At 50.2% G+C, this 18,659-nt stretch carries 14 protein-coding genes; 4 read left to right on the top strand and 10 right to left on the bottom strand.

Annotated features, from left to right (window positions below; all coding sequences use genetic code 11):
- Window positions 1-31: 31 nt before the first annotated feature.
- Window positions 32-754 (top strand): hypothetical protein, encoded by a 723-nt coding sequence (locus S7335_RS17605; protein WP_006455910.1) that lies wholly within the window; start codon window positions 32-34, stop codon window positions 752-754.
- Window positions 755-772: 18 nt separating this feature from the next.
- Here the strand turns inward: S7335_RS17605 and S7335_RS27385 are convergent, their stop codons facing one another.
- A complete protein-coding gene (locus tag S7335_RS27385) occupies window positions 773-2,062 on the bottom strand; it encodes an ABC transporter permease (RefSeq protein WP_006455423.1) in 1,290 nt (429 codons plus the stop codon).
- Window positions 2,063-2,256: 194 nt separating this feature from the next.
- Here S7335_RS27385 and S7335_RS17595 point away from each other — a divergent pair, with 194 nt between their 5' ends.
- Window positions 2,257-3,669 (top strand): efflux RND transporter periplasmic adaptor subunit, encoded by a 1,413-nt coding sequence (locus tag S7335_RS17595; protein WP_157620303.1) that lies wholly within the window; start codon window positions 2,257-2,259, stop codon window positions 3,667-3,669.
- Window positions 3,670-3,671: 2 nt separating this feature from the next.
- Window positions 3,672-6,779 (top strand): efflux RND transporter permease subunit, encoded by a 3,108-nt coding sequence (locus tag S7335_RS17590; protein WP_006456265.1) that lies wholly within the window; start codon window positions 3,672-3,674, stop codon window positions 6,777-6,779.
- 58 nt (window positions 6,780-6,837) lie between these two features.
- On the opposite strand, the gene S7335_RS17585 is transcribed toward S7335_RS17590, so the two are convergent.
- From S7335_RS17585 to S7335_RS17570, 4 genes are all read right to left on the bottom strand, one after another.
- The gene (locus S7335_RS17585) at window positions 6,838-7,017 is read right to left on the bottom strand and encodes a hypothetical protein (protein WP_006454672.1); all 180 of its coding nucleotides are present in this window, start codon (window positions 7,015-7,017) and stop codon (window positions 6,838-6,840) included.
- A gap of 8 nt (window positions 7,018-7,025) precedes the next feature.
- Window positions 7,026-7,961 carry a methylenetetrahydrofolate reductase gene (locus S7335_RS17580; protein WP_006456471.1) on the bottom strand — a complete coding sequence of 312 codons (936 nt, stop codon included), beginning with the start codon at window positions 7,959-7,961 and terminating at the stop codon, window positions 7,026-7,028.
- A 143-nt stretch (window positions 7,962-8,104) separates the two neighbouring features.
- Window positions 8,105-9,115 carry a tryptophan--tRNA ligase gene (gene trpS, locus S7335_RS17575; protein WP_006454782.1) on the bottom strand — a complete coding sequence of 337 codons (1,011 nt, stop codon included), beginning with the start codon at window positions 9,113-9,115 and terminating at the stop codon, window positions 8,105-8,107.
- 95 nt (window positions 9,116-9,210) lie between these two features.
- Window positions 9,211-9,768, bottom strand: a complete 558-nt coding sequence (locus S7335_RS17570; RefSeq protein WP_006456410.1) for a hypothetical protein — start codon at window positions 9,766-9,768, stop codon at window positions 9,211-9,213.
- A 442-nt stretch (window positions 9,769-10,210) separates the two neighbouring features.
- On the opposite strand from S7335_RS17570, the gene S7335_RS17565 reads away from it, so the two are divergent.
- Window positions 10,211-13,858: a hydantoinase B/oxoprolinase family protein gene (locus S7335_RS17565; protein ID WP_006454323.1), complete on the top strand. Its 3,648-nt coding sequence runs from the start codon at window positions 10,211-10,213 to the stop codon at window positions 13,856-13,858.
- A gap of 22 nt (window positions 13,859-13,880) precedes the next feature.
- On the opposite strand, the gene S7335_RS17560 is transcribed toward S7335_RS17565, so the two are convergent.
- From S7335_RS17560 to S7335_RS26950, 5 genes are all read right to left on the bottom strand, one after another.
- Window positions 13,881-14,741, bottom strand: coding sequence for a DUF2325 domain-containing protein (locus S7335_RS17560; protein ID WP_006456478.1), 861 nt, complete (start codon window positions 14,739-14,741; stop codon window positions 13,881-13,883).
- A 229-nt stretch (window positions 14,742-14,970) separates the two neighbouring features.
- Window positions 14,971-15,930 carry a D-erythronate dehydrogenase gene (gene denD / locus S7335_RS17555; RefSeq protein ID WP_006457137.1) on the bottom strand — a complete coding sequence of 320 codons (960 nt, stop codon included), beginning with the start codon at window positions 15,928-15,930 and terminating at the stop codon, window positions 14,971-14,973.
- 21 nt (window positions 15,931-15,951) lie between these two features.
- Complete coding sequence (locus tag S7335_RS17550; RefSeq protein ID WP_038016469.1) at window positions 15,952-17,673, bottom strand: cation:proton antiporter; 1,722 nt, start codon at window positions 17,671-17,673, stop codon at window positions 15,952-15,954.
- 58 nt (window positions 17,674-17,731) lie between these two features.
- A complete protein-coding gene (locus S7335_RS17545) occupies window positions 17,732-18,226 on the bottom strand; it encodes a hypothetical protein (RefSeq protein WP_006456322.1) in 495 nt (164 codons plus the stop codon).
- Between the two features lie 132 nt (window positions 18,227-18,358).
- A complete protein-coding gene (locus S7335_RS26950) occupies window positions 18,359-18,580 on the bottom strand; it encodes a hypothetical protein (RefSeq protein ID WP_071776936.1) in 222 nt (73 codons plus the stop codon).
- Between the last annotated feature and the right edge of the window lie 79 nt (window positions 18,581-18,659).

Genomic DNA, 18,659 nt, shown 5'->3' with positions numbered 1-18,659 from the left:
AAGTAAGAAACGTTACAGAGAAAATCTAGCAATGAAGACTCTAGATAATCTGAGAATTACGCAGCGAGAGCTAGATGAGATGACAGGGCTAGATGTTGGCGATGTCACTATTGGATGGGCCTATCGTCAGACGGCTTTCTTGCCCACGCATCGACTGGCTCTATTAAGTGAGCTGGGCTTGCTGCTGGCAGTGGGTCTAATCTTTTGTCTGCCTTTGACGCTGTTGACCGTGCGCTCAGCAAGTGGTGACAATATGCAGGCAGTTTGGGGAGCTTTGCCGCTTGGCGTGCTAGGCGCGATCACTCTGACTATCGCTTGGACCTATTACCGCTGGCATGAGGGCAGGCGTCTGCTCACCCTTAGCCATTTACTCGATGAAATTGACCGCTTCAACGAAGTGGTCTCAGCCGTTGAAATATTAGAAGAGCTAGGTGCGGCAAAAAATACGCTCTCATACCCAGGAAAACCAAGCCTAGAGAACAGAGAAGGTGTTATAGAAGCACTTCACTTGACTAGAGAAAGCTTGGTGTGTGGCCTCATGACTGAAAGAATCATGCGAAAACATCAACAGTTCATGGCTAGGCGTCAAGAAATGTTCCATAGCATTGAGCGAAACCTGGCGACGTTACAGCTATTGTGGGTTAGTGATGAAGCTAGTGACTATGGCCGTCTACTTAATGAGGCTATCCAAATTGGAACTAGCGTTCATCAGGAGCTGAGCCAAAGTAGAACAGGGCCTCAGCCAGTGGCTTAAGGTCGGCGCTTTCTAATATCAACGTTCTTCCAAACTGCGAGGGTCGAGAGCATCTCTGAGGCCATCACCGAGCAGATTGAAGCAAAGAACAACAATCACAATCAATGCGGCCGGAGGCCAAACCAACCAGGGATTGAGCACCAAGATCGAAGCGTCGGTGCCAGCAGAAAGCATATTGCCCCAGGACGGATCGGGCTCGGTGATACCGAGCCCAATTAGGCTTAAGACAGCTTCAGAGACGATGTAGCTAGGAATAGACAGTGTGGCCGCAATAATTACGTAGGTGGCGGTTTGCGGCAAGATGTGGCGGGTAATAATATGTAGGCTGCGTCCGCCCATCGAGCGTGATGCCTGTACGAACGTTCTTTCTTTGAGCGAGAGCACTTCACCTCGAATTACCCTAGCTAACCCTGCCCAGCCGATAAACGAGATAATTAGCACGATCAGCAGAAACCGCTGAGCGCTATCGAGCTGAGGTGGCAGAATCACACCTAACGCAACCAGCAGATAGATAGAGGGAATCGTCATGATTACCTCGACCAAACGCATGATCACAGAATCGACAATACCTCCGAAGTAGCCAGAGATTCCGCCTACCAGTAAGCCCAGCGGAAAAGAAATTGAGATACCGACAATGCCAATACCGAGACTAATGCGCCCTCCGTAGACCAAGCGGCTAAACACATCCCTTGCCGCTCTGTCCGTACCAAAAATGTTGAAATAGGCAGGGGTAGTGGCCACCGGACTAACCTCTACCTCTGCTGGGGGTAGCTCTATAGGTTCTAAGAAGTCACTATCCGGCTGTGCTATCGGTTCTACTGGGTCTACTATGGGCTCGGCTGTTTGAAATGGTAACGTAGCGGGTCCGACTGGACCGAATAGATGCAGATTGCTAGAGATGCCTGGAAAGATAGGAACTTCTCTCATCGTAATGTTGTCTTCGAACGAGAAGCCCGTAATCAGTGGCAACGTGAACTTAAAAAGTTGATACTGATCGCCCCGCACAAACAAGCGCAGCGGTGCAGGACGGCTAAAGTCCACTTCCTTTTCTCTTAGTCCGGTATCGATATCAATAGGCCCTTGAATGGTGGGATAGATGTGTGGGCCAATAAATTGGTTGGTTTCCTGGTTCACCCAGTAGATGCTTGTAGGAGGGAGTAAGGAACCATTGGGCTGCTGATTGAGTGGATCGTAGGGGGCGACGAAATCAGCAAAGATGACTGCGATGTAAAAGACGATTAGGACAACCGCACCAAATCGAGCAAGCGGATTGCGCTTTAGTTTCTGCCACCAGGATTTGGTTTTCATGATCGCGCTTGTCTAGGATTACGAGCTATTACAGATCAGCTGATGGGGTATAGGGTAACAGGTTTGGTCCTATTTTTTTGCTGTCTTAGGGATCTACGCAAAATGGGGAAGTGTAAGCAATAATAGGAATATTAAACTTTTGTAAACACTTTTTTGTAAACACTCCGCTGGCAAACTGGCAAATACGTACCCCTGTGGCTTACCAAGATCTTCAGCACGATTTCCGAGACGACGAAGATAGCTCTATAGAACCGGAGGTGGTGCCTACCTCAAGCTCAAAAGGCCTCACAGACGGGATTTTGAAACCTAAGAAACGAAAGCGACCGGTTCGAAACGTTCCCGGCTGGTTAAGTGGACCCAGAGGCCTATTGCTAGGGTTGGGTCTAGGACTAGGGCTAGCAATAGGGGGCCAAAAGCTGCTGTCTATGGTCGCTTCTAGAGGAGAGGCGCCGCTAGTCGAACCAACGGCGGTAGCGAGTGCGACGGTAACCACGGTGCGATCGCAATCTACTTCCATTCGCCAAACCATTGAGACCAATGGCACCGTCGAAGCGTTTGACTTGCTTTCAGTATCGCCTAGAGCAAGTGGTTTACAGATTCGGGCAGTGAACGTGCGCGAGGGCGATCGCGTTGCGGCAGGCCAAATTCTGGCTGTTCTTGACGATTCGGTTTTGCGTAGTGAGATCGAGCAATCCCAGGCCCAGGTAAGTGCGGCGATCGCCACCGTCGAGCAGAGACGAGCAGAGGCGGCCCAAGCCCAAGCTTCTCTAGCCGAAGCCAGAGAAAACTTTGACCGATATAGTTCGCTATTCGAGCAGGGAGCTATCAGCGCTGAGTCTCTAACCGAGCGGAGAACTGAAGTTGCTACCGCAGAGCAAACCGTCGGCGCGCAGCAGGCGGCGATTTCAAGCGCCCAGGCATCTGTTCGTAGCGCCGAAGCTGAGGTCAATCAGTTAAAAACCCAGCTAGATCAAACCTTGGTGATCGCACCTAGCGATGGCGTAATTGCGGAAAGAGCAGCAACAGTAGGAGATACAGCTAGTACAGGCACACCTCTATTCAAGCTAATTAGTAATGACGAATTAGAGCTAGCGGTCGAGATTCCGCAGACGCAGATGGCCAAAGTAACACCGGGTACGCCAGTTCAGATCTCGTCTAACTCTGATGCTGCTTTGCAGCTTCAGGGCTTTGTGCGATCAATTGATCCAACCGTTGACGCGCAGACGAGAAAGGCGACCGTAAAAGTAGGGTTGCCAGGGAGCGATCGCCTACGTCCTGGTATGTTTTTGCAAGCAGCGATTGTGGTCGGAACGCGTGAAGGGGTAACGGTACCAGCAGAAGCCGTTCTACCGCAAAGCAGCGGTGGCTTTGTAGTCTACCAGTTAGCTGCGGATGGCACTGTTAAAGCCCAGCCTGTAACCACAGGTGAGCAGATTCCAGCAAGCGGAAATCAGCCTGCGCAAATCGAAATCGTTTCTGGATTGCAGGCTGATGTCCCAGTTGTTTTAGAAGGGGCGAGCTATGTACAAGATGGCGATCTAGTAGATGTAGTTTCCAACGATGGCCCTGGCATTGTCTCAGAGAGTAGCTTTGAGGGCAGCAACTAGATATGTTCAACATTTCTGAATGGTCAATTCGGCGTCCGGTGCCGACGATTGTTTTATTTTTGGTACTCACGATCACAGGTTTAGTTGCCTTTGGCAATCTGGGCATTGATGCCAATCCGAATATCGATGTGCCAGCGGTACAGGTGCAGGTGACCCAGACAGGCGCTGGCCCTGCCGAGATGGAAAACCAGATCACTAAAAAGATAGAAGATGCAGTGGCCGGTCTTGGCAACATTGACTCGCTGACCTCGACTGTGAGTGACGGATCGTCAGAAACAGTCATTGAATTTAATTTGGGGGTTGATACTGACCAGGCTACTAATGATGTTCGTGATGCGATTACCCGGATTCGCCAAGATTTTCCGGAAGATGCGAGCGACCCAATTGTGCAGCGGCTAGAGTTTTCTGGTGGGCCTGTTGTCATCTATACCGTTGGCTCAGATCAGCGCTCAGTCGAAGAAATTAGCGATCTTGTTGATAGAGAGATTGGCCGCAAACTTCTAGCAGCAGAAGGCGTGGCTAGAGTTGACCGAGTCGGTGGTGTCGATAGAGAGATCCGTGTAAATCTCGATCCAGCTCAGCTCAACGCCTTAGGTATCACAGCGACTGAGGTGAATGACCAAATTCGCCAGTTTAATATCAACTTGCCGGGGGGCCGCAGCGATATCTCGGGGATAGAGCAAGGCATTCGGACGCTAGGCAGTGCAGCAACGGTAGATGAGCTGCGATCGCTACAAATTGTCTTACCGGCTGGGGGAACTACGCCGCTTAGTAGTTTGGGCTCAGTCGAAGACGACTTTGGCGAAATCCGCCAGTCTGCCTATCTAAATGGTCAGCCAGTGGTAGGCTTTCGGGTCTATCGCAGTAAGGGTAGCGTGGTAGTCACGGTAGAAGACTCGGTCACAGAGGCGATCGCTGAGCTTGAGCAGACGCTGCCAGAAGATATCACTTTTGAGCTGACGTTCACCCAAGGCACCGACATTAGAGACTCGTATCAAGCGTCTATTGATGCGCTGATACTAGGCTGCATTTTGGCGGTGATTGTGGTGGGTCTTTTCCTCCGCAACTGGCGGACAACGCTGATTACCGCGACGGCGCTGCCGCTTTCAATCATCCCCACTTTTCTGGTTTTGCAAGCGTTAGGCTACACGCTCAACAGTATGTCTCTGCTGGCATTGACATTGGCGGTTGGCAACCTAGTAGACGATGCGATCGTAGAAATTGAGAATACCGAGCGTCACATTCAAATGGGTAAGCCACCTTTTAAAGCTGCAATCGATTCGACAGCAGAAGTTGGCTTAGCCGTCGTCACCACCACGGCGACAATTGTTGCCGTATTCCTTCCAGTTGCTTTCATGGGAGGAATTCCAGGCCAGTTCTTCAAGCCGTTTGGCGTGACGGTAGCGGTAGCAACGATGTTCTCTACGCTGGTGGCCCGACTAGTAAGTCCCATGATGGCGGCCTATTTGCTCAAACCAGCCGATGGAGGTAATGAGGGAAACACAGTCGTTGCTGCTGATGGGCTACGGGTGCCGCGCTATCTGTTGCCGTACCATAAACTGTTGAACACAGCGCTAAATCATCGCCTGATTACGATTGTGCTAGCACTATTGTTCTTCATTGGCAGTATGAACTTGGCCCGGTTCTTACCGACTAGTCTGTTTGACTCAGGTAATACTAGTCGAACCTCTATTAGTATCTCTTTACCACCGGGAACGACTTTGGAAAGAACGGAGCTGGTGAGCGATCGCGTTACCAATCTTCTCCTTTCTAAACCTGCGACAGAAGATGTGTTCATGACCAACACCCCAGGCGATGCCTCCGCTTCTGTACAGCTAAAGCCCAAAGAAGAACGAATAGAGCGCAGCCTCTATGAGGAGCAGCTCCGCAAAGAATTTCAAACTATTCCGGGCGTTAGAATTAATTTTGTCAGTCAGGGTGCGGGCGGTGGTGGCAAAGATTATGAACTGGTTCTCACGGGTGAAAATCCTGAGCTGCTGACGCGAACCGCTCAAGATCTGACTCAGCAGGTGCGACAGATTCCAGGCATGGTGGAAGTGAACTCTACCGCCTCGCTGGTGCAGCCAGAGGTCTTGATTCGACCCGATCCGGCTAGAGCCGCAGATTTAGGCGTGTCGGTAAGTAGCATTGCTCGGACGGCTTCTTTGGCAACGCTGGGCGATAGTGAATCAAACCTAGCTGATTTCGATGTGGGCGATCGCCAGATTCCTATTCGTGTGCGATTAGCCCCCGAGGCTGTTGATGATCTAAGCACACTAGAGAACCTGCAAGTACCCGGTCAAAATGGTCAGATGGTGCCGCTAATTGCAGTTGCCGATATCAGTTTTGGTAGCGGCCCTGCTCAGATCGATCGCTTCAATCGCTCTCGCCAGATCACTGTCGGTGCTAACCTTCAGGGTATCACGCTAGGTCAAGCTATCGAGGCCGTTGGTGAGCTACCCATCATGCAAAACTTACCTGATGGTGTCAGAGAGCAGTCAACAGGCGATGCTGAGATCCAGCAGGAAGTCTTTAGCCGATTTGGGCTAGCGCTAGGCACGGCGATCTTGATGATCTATGCCGTGTTGGTGCTGTTGTACAACGACTTTTTGTATCCTATTGCTGTGATGATGGCACTGCCGCTGTGCGTTGGTGGTGCGTTGATGGGGCTACTAGTCGCGCAAAAGCCGATGGGATTATTCGCGTTGATCGGCATCGTACTGCTGATTGGTCTGGTGACGAAGAACTCGATTTTGCTAGTGGACTATGCGCTGATTGCGATGAGAGAAGGGAAGTCGCGGCGTCAGGCGGTGATCGAAGCGGGAATTACCAGACTGCGACCGATTTTGATGACTTCGATCTCAACGGTGGCAGGGATGGTACCGATTGCCTTGGAACTCGGGGCAGGCGGTGAAACGCGCAGTCCGATGGCGATCGCAGTCATCGGTGGCTTCTCAACCTCTACGCTACTAACGCTAGTGGTCATTCCCGTATTCTTTACCTATATCAGCGGCGCCAGGAGCAGAACCGCTAGGATATTAAGTAGAACAACAGGCATTGGTCGCTCTACTGGTCAGACTACTACCCAGAGCCAAGCTGCTCAGACCTAAATATGCAGCCAGAGCTAAACTAGAGGCAATGCTTTCTCTCTAGCACATCCAACTTTTTCTAGCCGACCTCTTCTAGTTCTGGCACGTACTTTGTTTTGTAGCTCTCGATGAGGGTTCCAATGACATCCATCATCGAAGCTAAGGGATGCAGTTCGTCCTCACCTACTTGATCGATCAAATTGTTTAGCATCTCAACCAAACGTTCGTATTCCTGCTCGCTATAGGAAATGATATGCATATAAATGGCTACCTCACTGCGCTTGAGGTGCTAGCTACTTGCCTTTGTGTTTGGGGTTCTACGCCTGCCATCTCTAGGATCTGGGGAATCAGATCTTCTCTTCTAACCGCCATCATATGGACGCCCTGACAGAGCTGACGTGCGGCTTGTACTTGCTCGGCGGCAATTTTCATGCCTTCGTGAAGGGGTTCTTTGGCGGCCGCCAATCTATCAATCAGATGCTGAGGGATGTCGACGCCGGGAACGCAGCGGTTGATGAAGGCGGCGTTCTTAGCGGATTTGAGTAGAAAGATGCCAGCTAGGATAGGGCGATCGCATCCCACCGCCACTTGATCCATAAACTTCTCTAACTTGTCAAAATCAGAGATTAGCTGACTTTGAAAAAACTGCGCGCCCGAGGTTAACTTTTTCTCGAATCGGCTTTGCAGCCCTGACCAGCTTGTGGACTGTGGGTCGACGGCTGCGCCTGGAAAGATATCTAGTGCGCCGTCGTTCATAGGTTTCTCGTTATAGTCAGTGCCTTCGTTGAGCTTTCTAATCAAGCGCAGAAGGCGAATAGAGTCTAGCTCATGGACAGGTTTGGCTTTGGGATGGTCACCTGCCTTGAGCGGATCGCCGGTCAGGGCTAGAACGTTGCGAACTCCCAGAGCGTGGGCTCCCATGAGGTCGGCTTGGAGGGCAATAGCATTGCGATCACGCCCAGTCATCTGGCAAATAGGTTCAATTCCAGCCTGGCGCAATAGTGCAGAGCAGGCTAAAGAAGACATTCGCAGCACTGCTCTACTACCGTCGGTCACATTGACAGCATGTACCCAGTCCTTCAAACCGTCAGCCATCTCTAGCATGTGCTGTGGATTAGCGCCTTTGGGCGGCATCACTTCAGCCGTGACGATAAACTTTTTGGACTTGATGGCCGCGCGAAATCGATTTGATACTGCATCCATAGGCTCGGCGGCTCAGCTTCTTAGAACTGACTTCTTAAATGTTCTTTCTTAGTTGCTATTCTATCGAGCCTAGGCATCAAAGCCGATCATGTTCTGCGATTGAAATGAGTCATGTTCGAGCTTGTCTGTTTGTGATGCGGTGTTTAGGTTGATAGCGTGAAGCCCATAGCCGTTTTGACCTTGTCTAGCGTGGGGATTGCGATCGCCTGCGCTTTGCTTTTCCCATCGGCTAATACTGAGAGCAAATAGGTGCGATCATCCATTAGCTCAGCGTACTTCTCCTGGATCGGTCGTAGTGCCTCCACTGTAGTCTCAGCTAGCAATGGCTTGAACTGTCCCCATCCCATATCTCGGCATTCATCAGCAACGGCTGCTTTTGTTTGACCTGAGAGTAGTTGATAAAGACCTAGCAGATTGTTACATTCTGGCCGTTCAGGATTATCGAATTCCAAGCCCCGTTCGAGATCGGTTTTTGCTCGTTTAATCTTTTTGGTGATCGCTTGCGGGGTATCAGTTAGATCAATTCGACTTTGATCTGAAGGGTCTGATTTGGACATCTTTTTCGTCCCATCAGTGAGGCTCATTACCCGCGCTCCAGTCTCGCGTATCAATGGTTCTGGCACCTTGAGAACTGGTTTCTTCTTTTTGCCAAACTGATGGTTGAGTCTGCCAGCGATGTCGCGAGTTAACTCTAAATGCTGCTTTTGATCTTCGCCAACAGGCACCAAATCAGGTTCGTATAGCAAGATATCGGCTGCCTGTAGCACCGGATAATCCATCAAGCCAACACTGACATTTTCTCCCTGCTTGAGCGCTTTCTCCTTGAATTGGATCATTCGTTCTAGCCAATTAAGCGGTGTGATGCAGTTGAACAGCCACGCTAGTTCACTATGTTCTGGTAGTTGAGATTGGACAAAGATAGTGGATTGTTCAGGATCGATTCCGCAAGCAATATAAGTAGCAGCTAGCTTAAGCGTATTTTCAGCCAGGGTTTTAGGATCTTGAGGAACGGTAATGGCATGCAGATCTGCCATGAACAAAAAGCAATCGTACTGAGCCTGTAGTTCGACCCAGTTTCGAATAGCACCAAGATAGTTACCTAGATGCATGTTGCCGGTGGTTTGGATGCCTGAAAGGATGCGAGGCTGAGGCATGGGCACAGGTAGGAGAGAGCTGTCTAATTTTAGGGGAGGCGGCGTGGGCGAGCAAGGCGTCGACTTTGCTCAGCTACCAGAAGGCCAAATGGAGATTACTGGATCTCTGCTTGGATGACGGAGTTGTCTTGGGGCCCTAGGGTGAGCTGGAGAGGACGACCCCTTTCAAAGGCTTTGACTGCTTCGCGGTAGACTTCGTAGTCGGTGGGAAGAGTTTTTTCTTCACCTGCCTGGTTGAAGCTTAGTGTGTAGTCAGCGGACTTGATAATTTCTGGAGAGCGAGCGGTTTCGCCTGGGCGAAGGCGAGACTCGATATCGTCTACAGTGGGTTCGGGCGGTAAGGTAGGCCACCAGAGTCCTTTACTATCAGGACCAGAACCGGCGGCGTCAGGGCGGATGCCATTAGTCGTTGTGAGCGTAGTGGATTCGAATTGTTCTAGGCGGCGATCATTGGGTCTATCTTGACCAGGACTGGTGGGAATGTATTCGACTTGCCAGGTGTAGGTGGTGATAGCGGTACCTTGAAACTCAGCAGTCGCTTCTGAGGCGTTAGTTTGAACCTGATTGCAGCCAAAGGCGCTTACAGATAGAACAAGGGCGGCTGCGACAGGGGCAGCGGGCATGATTGCCGGGCGAGTAAAGAAGCGATTCATTCTTTTGGATGCTCATAAGAGCGGCTATTTAGCGGTCTATAGTTTAACGTTGACGGTTACCTGTACTCCCTTGTTTGTGGCAGACCTTGAAGCGGCATGAAGCTAGATAGCCGAGTGCAGCTAGATAGCGCAAGTTGTCTTGTTCATGATCGATTTTATGAGAGGTCGTTCTGTGTTAGCAGAATACAAAAGTAAAATGGTCACCAACGTTCTAGTGTTTCCTGTCAGCTTGATGGCAAAAGCGCTAGGTGTTCGTTAATGCCGAAAGTAAAGTACTAGGTGTCAATCGGTGGTGAAATCGGTGGCGAAAGTGCTCCGTGTAAATCAGCAACTGTCAAAGATATCTAGTGGACGAAAGTATATAGCGATCGCTAGGTTTGCAGTCAACTCACCACGAGTCCTAACCGATTGACTTAGATTAAAGCAGCAGATTAAAGCAGCAATGAACAATACCGAACAGGCGGGCATGGGTAAATCCGATAGGCAATGGCAGTTTTGGATCGATCGAGGCGGCACCTTTACGGATGTGGTAGCCAAGCGACCCAACGGCGAGATTGTTGTTCATAAGCTACTTTCTGAGAACCCTGAGCAGTATTCAGATGCGCCGGTGCAGGGAATTCGTGATTGCTTGGGCCTGGGCGCAGACGACCCGATTCCGGCTGAACAAATTGCTGGAATAAAAATGGGGACGACGGTGGCGACTAATGCACTGCTAGAACATCAGGGCGATCGCACTCTGCTTGTCATCACTCAAGGCTTTGGCGATGCCCTTAGAATCGGCTATCAAAATCGGCCCAATATCTTCGCGAGAGAGATTGTGCTGCCGCAGATGCTTTATGAGCGCGTGGTGGAAGTTGAAGAAAGGATAGGCGCTCAGGGCGAAGTTTTGATACCGCTACAAATAGATGAAGCTCAACGGCAGTTAAGGGAAGCTTACGCTCAAGGGATCCGAAGTTGTGCGATCGCCCTGATGCACGGCTACCGATACCCAAAGCACGAGCAAGCCCTAGGTAAACTCGCTCGGCAAATTGGCTTCACCCAAGTTTCACTATCCCATCAGGTAAGCCCGCTGATGAAGTTGGTCAGTCGAGGCGATACAACGGTGGTCGATGCTTATCTTTCGCCGATTTTGCGACGATATGTAGACCGGGTGACCAGTCAAATATCGAGCTCAGCGTCTACAGATGATGTGCCCTCGCTGATGTTCATGCAGTCGAATGGTGGCTTGAGCGATGCTCAGTTCTTTCAAGGAAAAGACAGCATCCTCTCTGGCCCTGCAGGCGGAATTGTCGGAGCCGTTAAGACTAGCGAACTAGCTGGATTCGAGAAAATTATCAGCTTTGACATGGGCGGCACCTCTACAGATGTGGCTCACTATGCGGGGGAATATGAGCGTACCTTTGACTCAGAAGTCGCTGGCGTGCGGCTGCGAACGCCAATGATGGCAATTAACACAGTAGCAGCCGGTGGTGGTTCAATCATTCAATACGATGGCAGTCGCTACCGGGTAGGGCCATCATCTGCCGGGGCTAATCCAGGTCCAGCTAGCTATGGCCGAGGTGGACCGCTAACTGTGACGGACTGCAATGTGCAAGTAGGTAAGCTTCAGCCTGGTTTCTTTCCACAGGTGTTTGGCCCCAAAGCAAATGCACCCCTAAATCGACAAGTTGTCGCTGAAAAGCTTGAGCAACTGACCGCTGAGATTGGTGATGGTCGTAGTGCCGCTGCGGTTGCCGATGGATTCTTGAGTATCGCGGTCGAGAAAATGGCCAACGCGATTAAACAAATCTCGCTGCAAAAAGGCTACGACGTGTCTAAGTATACGCTCTGTTGCTTTGGTGGGGCGGGCGGACAACATGCTTGTTTGATCGCAGCGGCGCTGGGCATGAAGCGGGTTTTAATTCATCCTTATGCGGGAGTACTTTCTGCCTATGGAATTGGGCTAGCGGAAATCAGAGTGCTGAGAGAAAGCTCGATAGAAGCGCCACTGACAGCGGAATTAGACCTATTGCCTCGCTTTGATGAACTGATTGCCGATGCAGAAGGCGAACTCGCCCAACAGTCAGTTCAGCCAACTGGATTAGAAGTTCGGCAACAGGCGCATTTGAAATACGACGGGACCGATTCGACGCTGCTTGTCAACTTCGAGCCAGCTAGACAGATGCAGCAGCAGTTTGAAACTAAGCATCACCAGCGGTACGGGTTTGTAGCCGCAGGCAAAGACCTAATAGTTGAGGCCATTTCGATTGAGCTGGTGGCCCAAACTCAAACAGCGAATGAACCTCAGCTAGAGCGACAATCAGCAGCAAGCCCTCAGCCAGTTGAGCATGTGAAAATTTATACGGCTGGGGACTGGCATCAGACGCCGGTTTATCAGCGCAAAGAGCTACAGCCGGGAGACACGGTTTTAGGACCAGCACTAGTGGTGGAAACAACAGGCACGACTGTGATTGAACCAGATTGGCAAGTTGAAGTGAGCGATCGCAACCATCTAATCCTGACCTATCAAGCTTCAGAAAGGAGCTTAGGAAATGTCGATATCAGCACTAAAACCGCTGATCCGGTAATGCTGGAAATCTTCAACAATCTGTTTCGCTCGATCGCTGAGCAAATGGGCACTACGCTGCAAAATACTAGCTATTCAGTAAACATCAAAGAAAGGCTTGATTTTTCTTGTGCCGTCTTTGATCAAAACGGACAACTTGTTGCAAATGCGCCCCATATTCCAGTCCATTTGGGTTCGATGAGTGAAAGTGTTAAATCGCTGGTAGATAGCCGTGGTGACTCTCTTCAACCAGGGGACGTTTACATATTGAACAATCCCTACCACGGCGGTACCCACCTACCCGATATAACCGCCATTACGCCTGTCTTTGACAAAGGTAGTAGCAATGTGATCTTCTACTTAGCTTCTCGCGGACATCATGCTGATATTGGCGGAATAACGCCAGGATCAATGCCTTCTAATAGTACGTCGGTAGAGCAGGAAGGGGTGCTGTTCGACAACTTTCAACTTGTCGAGGCGGGTCGATTTCGAGAGACTGAGCTGCAGCAAATGCTAACAACGGGAGAATACCCAGTGCGTAATCCGACTCAGAATATCGCTGATTTGCAGGCACAGATTGCTGCGAACGAGAAAGGAGTGCAAGAGCTACAGCGGATGCTAGAACAGTATGGACTCGATACAGTACAGGCTTATATGGGCTATGTACAAGATAACGCTGAAGCGGCCGTTCGGCGAGCGATTGATCGGCTAAGCGATGGCAGCTTTACCTACGAGATGGACAGTGGCGATCGCATCCAGGTCACCATTCAAATTGACAAACAAGATCGGAGTGCCACCATCGACTTTTCAGGAACCTCACCCCAGCTAAATAGCAACTTCAATGCCCCATCCGCTATTTGTAAAGCAGCCGTCCTCTATGTCTTTAGAACGCTCGTAGACGATGATATTCCCTTAAATGCAGGCTGTCTGAAACCGCTAAAGATCGTCATTCCCGAAGGCTGTCTGCTTAATCCTGAATATCCAGCTGCTGTGGTTGCAGGGAATGTCGAAACCTCTCAGGCAATTGTTGATACATTGTATGGTGCTCTAGGTGTGCTAGCGGCTTCGCAAGGAACCATGAATAACTTCACCTTTGGCAATCAGCGCTATCAGTATTACGAGACAATCTGCGGTGGTGCTGGTGCTGGCCCTGACTTCGATGGTACAGACGCAGTGCAAACCCACATGACCAACTCGCACCTCACCGATCCAGAAGTGCTTGAATGGCGTTTCCCTGTTCTTTTAGAAAGCTTCTCTATCCGAGAAAATAGCGGCGGTGCAGGTCATCACCGAGGTGGGCACGGTGCCGTGCGGCGACTGCGCTTCAAAGAACCCATGACAGCAGCGATTCTCTCTAGTCATCGGCGGATTCCGCCCTTTGGACAGGCAGGTGGCGAGGCTGGTAGCGTTGGCCATAACTGGATTCAACGCCGCGATGGTAGCCGTCAAGAGCTAGCGAGTACTGCCACAGTTAACGTAGAGCCCGGTGATACCTTTGTTATCGAAACTCCAGGTGGCGGAGGATTTGGCCGGTGTAGCACATAGCGGAATGCATTTCGCCGCCTAGCTAAAGAACGCTAGAGGGTTGCATAGACGTACTAAAGTATTCGAGGACCTCTCTGATTAGGCCACTTTTGCCATGACAGCTAACCCGGATATAGCCACCGCCTAGCATATGAGCATCTTTGAGCTGTTTGACGCATCTGGCAACAGAATGATCAACGTAGCTAGTAATAGTGACAACAAGATCACAGGTGCTAATCTTATCTTTGATCTGGTTGCGGCTGTTGCTGGCAATGCTATGAGGGGGAACGTGGATACAGCGTTTCAGGCCGTATTGTTTAAGGGCTTCTGTAACTTCTCGGTAGGTAGTTTCATGACCACCGACTAAAGCAATTGATAAGTTGGAAAGATCAACAGGTAAGGTATAAAGCGAAGTACTTTCATCTGAACTGTCTTCTAGGCCCAGAAAGGGATTCGTATCAATAGCGCCGGACTTCGACTCCGTGCTGCTGTGTTCAGCACTGCCATTCTGGTAAGAGCGTATGTCGAGCTGCTGTTCTAGGAAAGCAACTCTACCTAGCAAAGAGCCATTACTTTCTTTGAGAGCTGAGTTTTCTGTTTCACTTTCTCTAAGTCTAAGCTGTAGATCTTCATTCTCGCTGATCAAAGAGTCGACTTCACTATCGGCAATGCTCAAAAGTTCGTCTGTATCAGTTTTGTTACGACTAAGACGCTGAGTCAGATCAATCTGCTTTTGCTGAAGGCGGCTATGCTTTTGTTCTAGATCGCTATGCTCTAACTGCAATTGGTCGTAGGCAAGCTGCAGTCGTAATAGATGTTCAGACAGATGATGTTTAGCCTGACGATCTTTGCCAGTCGCTCCCTTAAGGAATAACTGAACAGCATGAAGCACCGGTTTGAGCATGATGGCCCTCGGCAAGAGATGGTTATATTCCACAATAGCGGGTTGCTAGAAAACGGACGCTTTTCTAGAGCAATCTCTCAGGAATTTCTCAGCATTACTTTAAAAAAGTTCATTCGTAACCATCTAGAAAGCTTGTCTTCACTATGAGACAGGCTGCCTTGCGTTATCTAGTCTTTATTTATACTGTATTTGCTACGCTGTTGCTCTATGAATTCCTAGTTCCTGCATTCTAGTTCCTGCACTCCTTTACATCGGTTTCCGCTATGAAGCTGTGAATAATGTCTTGAAAATTGCGATCGCCTTCAAACCCTAGGGCGACTGCTTGTTTAGTATCAAACCGACTAGGCCAGCTCGCGACAATTTCTGAAATAGCCTGATCCGGCTGATAGCTGATACGACTGGAGACGGTCTGACCGGCGATCGCTTCTAGGGCATCAATCATAGACGCTACTGTTACTGTAATGCCTGGCAGGTTGAGCGTTCGACTATAGGTAAACTGCGCACTCTCTAGCGACAGGGCATGTATCAGGTTATTGACAACTGCTGTCGGACTAGATAGCCAGAGAGAAAGCGTAGGATCGACCGGGCAGACGGCCGTTTCTCCCTGTAGAGGTTCGCGGATAATGCCACTTGCAAAGGAGGACGCAGCCGCGTTGGGTTTGCCAGGTCGTACGCAGACAGTTGGTAAGCGTAGCACCCGTCCATCAATGAAGCCTTTTCGAGTGTAGTCGTTGATCCATAGCTCACAGATGGCTTTTTCAGTGCCGTATGAGGACTGGGGCTGCACGACGGTATTGTCTGCAATCACTTCCGGGAGGTCACCCCCAAAAACAGCTAGAGAGCTAGCAAAGATGAACTTTGCACCGGGTGCTTGATGACGAACGGCTTCTAGCAGATAGCGAGTACCATCGCAGTTCACCGCCATGCCCAGATCGAAGTTAGCTTCGGCTTGGCCACTGACAACGGCGGCTAGATGATAAACCGCTGTAATATCTGCGCTCACTAGGACTTTGCTAGCTGTAGGGCGAGCCAGATCAGCGGCAAGGCTACTGACTCTTGAGTCGCTATTAGGTACAGGCGGCGGTGTTAGATCGACAAGTGTGAGATGCTGGAGATTAGGGTTTGAGAGCAGCCGACGAGCGAGACGTTGGCCCAAGAAACCTGCTGCACCAGTGATGAGAATACGCATAGGAAGAGAAAAAGACTCCCCTTAGATATTACGGCGAACGGCCTGGTAGTGGTCAGCTCGGATCTTTGCCATAGTAGTGCCGAGCTGATCGTCAATCTCACCAAGCGTAGCTAGCAGGTGAGTACAAAGCGCAAGCGCCGCCTCAAATTCGGGTTGGACGACTTCTTGAGCGCCCAGCTGGCTAAGCTGGTCGAGCTCTTTGGTGGTATGGGCCCGAGCGATGATGTCGAGCTTAGGTGCGATCGCCCGCGCCCGTTTTAGCAGCAGCCGAGTACTCATTGGGTCGGGTAGAGCGATGACCAGCGCCTTCGCTGTCGTGAGATTAGCTCTAGCTAGGATCAACTCGGCATCAGCATCTCCCATAATAAAGGGAATGCTCTGACGACGCAGTGACTGGACAGCGGCTTCGCTATTTTCTAGCACCAGCACCGGGTGGTTTTGCCGATGCAACAGTTCAACAATGACGCCACCAACTCGGCCATAGCCAGCAACGACCACATGGTTGGCGATCGCGTCTTCTCCCGAACTTTGCTGTGGTGACTCTAGCCTGCTTAAAAAGCTCATGAGCCGAGGCTGCTGGTGTACCCACTTGATCAACGGCTCAGCTAGCTGAAGAGACGTAGGTGTCAGCACGAGGGTTATAGCCGTGGTTCCTAGGAGCAGCAAGTAGGTTTCTTGAGTAATCAGCTCGTTTTCTAGACCAACTACTGCCAGTACAAAGGAGAATTCACCAATCTGATTGATACCACAGCTAGTAAGCACAGCCGTCTTGAGTGAATAGCCAAACAGCAAGACGATGGGTAAGATTACCAGTGCTTTTCCGACCATAACCAGACTCACCAGGCTAAGAATTTTGCTGAGATTTTGAATTAATATCTCGGGGTCAATCAGCATACCAATCGAGACAAAAAACAGGCTGGCAAACGTATCGCGCAGCGGTAGCACCTTGCCTAATGCCTGGTCAGCATAGTCAACTTCAGCAATCATCAGCCCGGCCACAAACGCACCAATTTCAATCGAAAGCCCCAACCGCGCAGTGATAATCGCCACGCCTAAACACAGGGCAATTAGCGTCAGCAAAAAAAGTTCGTTGCTTTCCGTGAGCGCCACTTGCCGGATCACAGTCGGAATCACGAAGCGACCAACCAATACCGCTGCAACCAAAAAACTACTGACTTTTAGTAAGACGAGGCCAACAACTTGCCACAGCGGACCGGGCTGGTTGATGGCTGGAACCACTGCCAGCATCAAACCCAATGCCAAATCCTGTGCGATCAAAATAGCCAACATGATCTGACCATGGCGGGTGTTGGTTTCGCCGCGCTCGGTCAACGTTTTGAGTGCTACGGCTGTCGAAGATAGTGAGAGAAGTGCGCCCCAAAACAAACCTTGCGCTAGGCTATCTACCCAACCAAAAGAGAGCATGATGGCGGTGACCAGCGCAGTGGTGATACCGATCTGACAAAGACTGCCCTGCAGGGCGATATTGCGGACTCTATTAAGTTCTTCTAGCGAAAATTGAACGCCAAGAGCAAAGAGCAGAAAAGCAACGCCAATCTCAGCTAGCTCTTGAATATTGGCAGTATCACGAATGAGGTTAAGTCCGAGCGGACCGATAATCAAGCCGCTGCCTAAATACCCTAGCAGGACTGGCTGACTCAAACGGCTGACAAAATAGCCCCCTGTTGCTGCCGCACCCAGAACGAGCATAAGATCAATCGTGAAACTAAGCTCTGAAGCCATTTTGTACCTGAGCAAAGCGCCCAAAGCTTCATCTTACGTCAGCTTGTCTGCCCGTGGGTCAGGGCATGACTCCTTCGCTTTTCAGTCGCTTTTTAGTGTCTTTTGCTTGGGCTGAAGCGATTGTTGGAACTTTGGTGAGTCGCTTTAGCTGTTGCTTGTATTGAGCAATCAAATCAGGCTTAGGTAAATTGCGGCGAGAGCCAATAGGACGGGTACGAACGCCGCATGTTTTAGCAACACTTGCCTTCCGCAGGTCGCTGACTTTCCATTGTTTCCAGTCAACCGGTTCACAAACAATCTGTGCGAACTCCGCTGGATAAGGCAATATAGCTACTGAGCGTTCAAAGTTAGACTTTGCTTTAACGATTTCTTCTAGCTTAGATTCTACATCTGTTGTTTCTGTAGCTACGAACATCGCAGAAGCTGACGAAGAGCTAGGGGATTCGCGCGTAGCTATATAAAGCCCGAAAGCGCCGATCACCCAGGCTTCAGAACCATAGAGCAGGCCAGCAAGGACAATGTTTAAAGCATGGTCAATGAATTCAATAGTCATGAGGGATGCCTTAGATTTTATGAACAGCTATTAACAGCACTAACTTAGTAGTACATACTAACTATAGTTCATCTGTGCCTATTAGCAGCAGTTTGTGCGATCTGACTGAATTCCTTATATCCGTGATCGCAGTCACCAACGACTCTGAAGTGCCCGCGCTGTAGGGGATAAACCAAGACTAAGGGGTAGCCAGTAAAGAAATGCGAGCACAATTCCTCCTAGCATTCTTCCGGTAGCCAGGCGATGAAGTGAACTTTGCCCCCATGGCCATTCACTCATTGCTAGTGCCAGTGTCACAAATCCAAACACCGCCGCAGGCATAAGCAAATAGTGATAGGTACACCGCCTTATCAAAGCCCAAGGTAGCTAGTTGTTCAGATACTTGACCAACAGATACGATTTCATACTGGCGATCGCATCACCAATCGCACCT

The sequence above is a fragment of the Synechococcus sp. PCC 7335 genome (assembly GCF_000155595.1).
GTDB lineage: Bacteria > Cyanobacteriota > Cyanobacteriia > Phormidesmidales > Phormidesmidaceae > Phormidesmis.
Note: the sequence above shows the minus strand (reverse complement) of the source record. Positions and strands in the feature narration are given on the sequence as shown.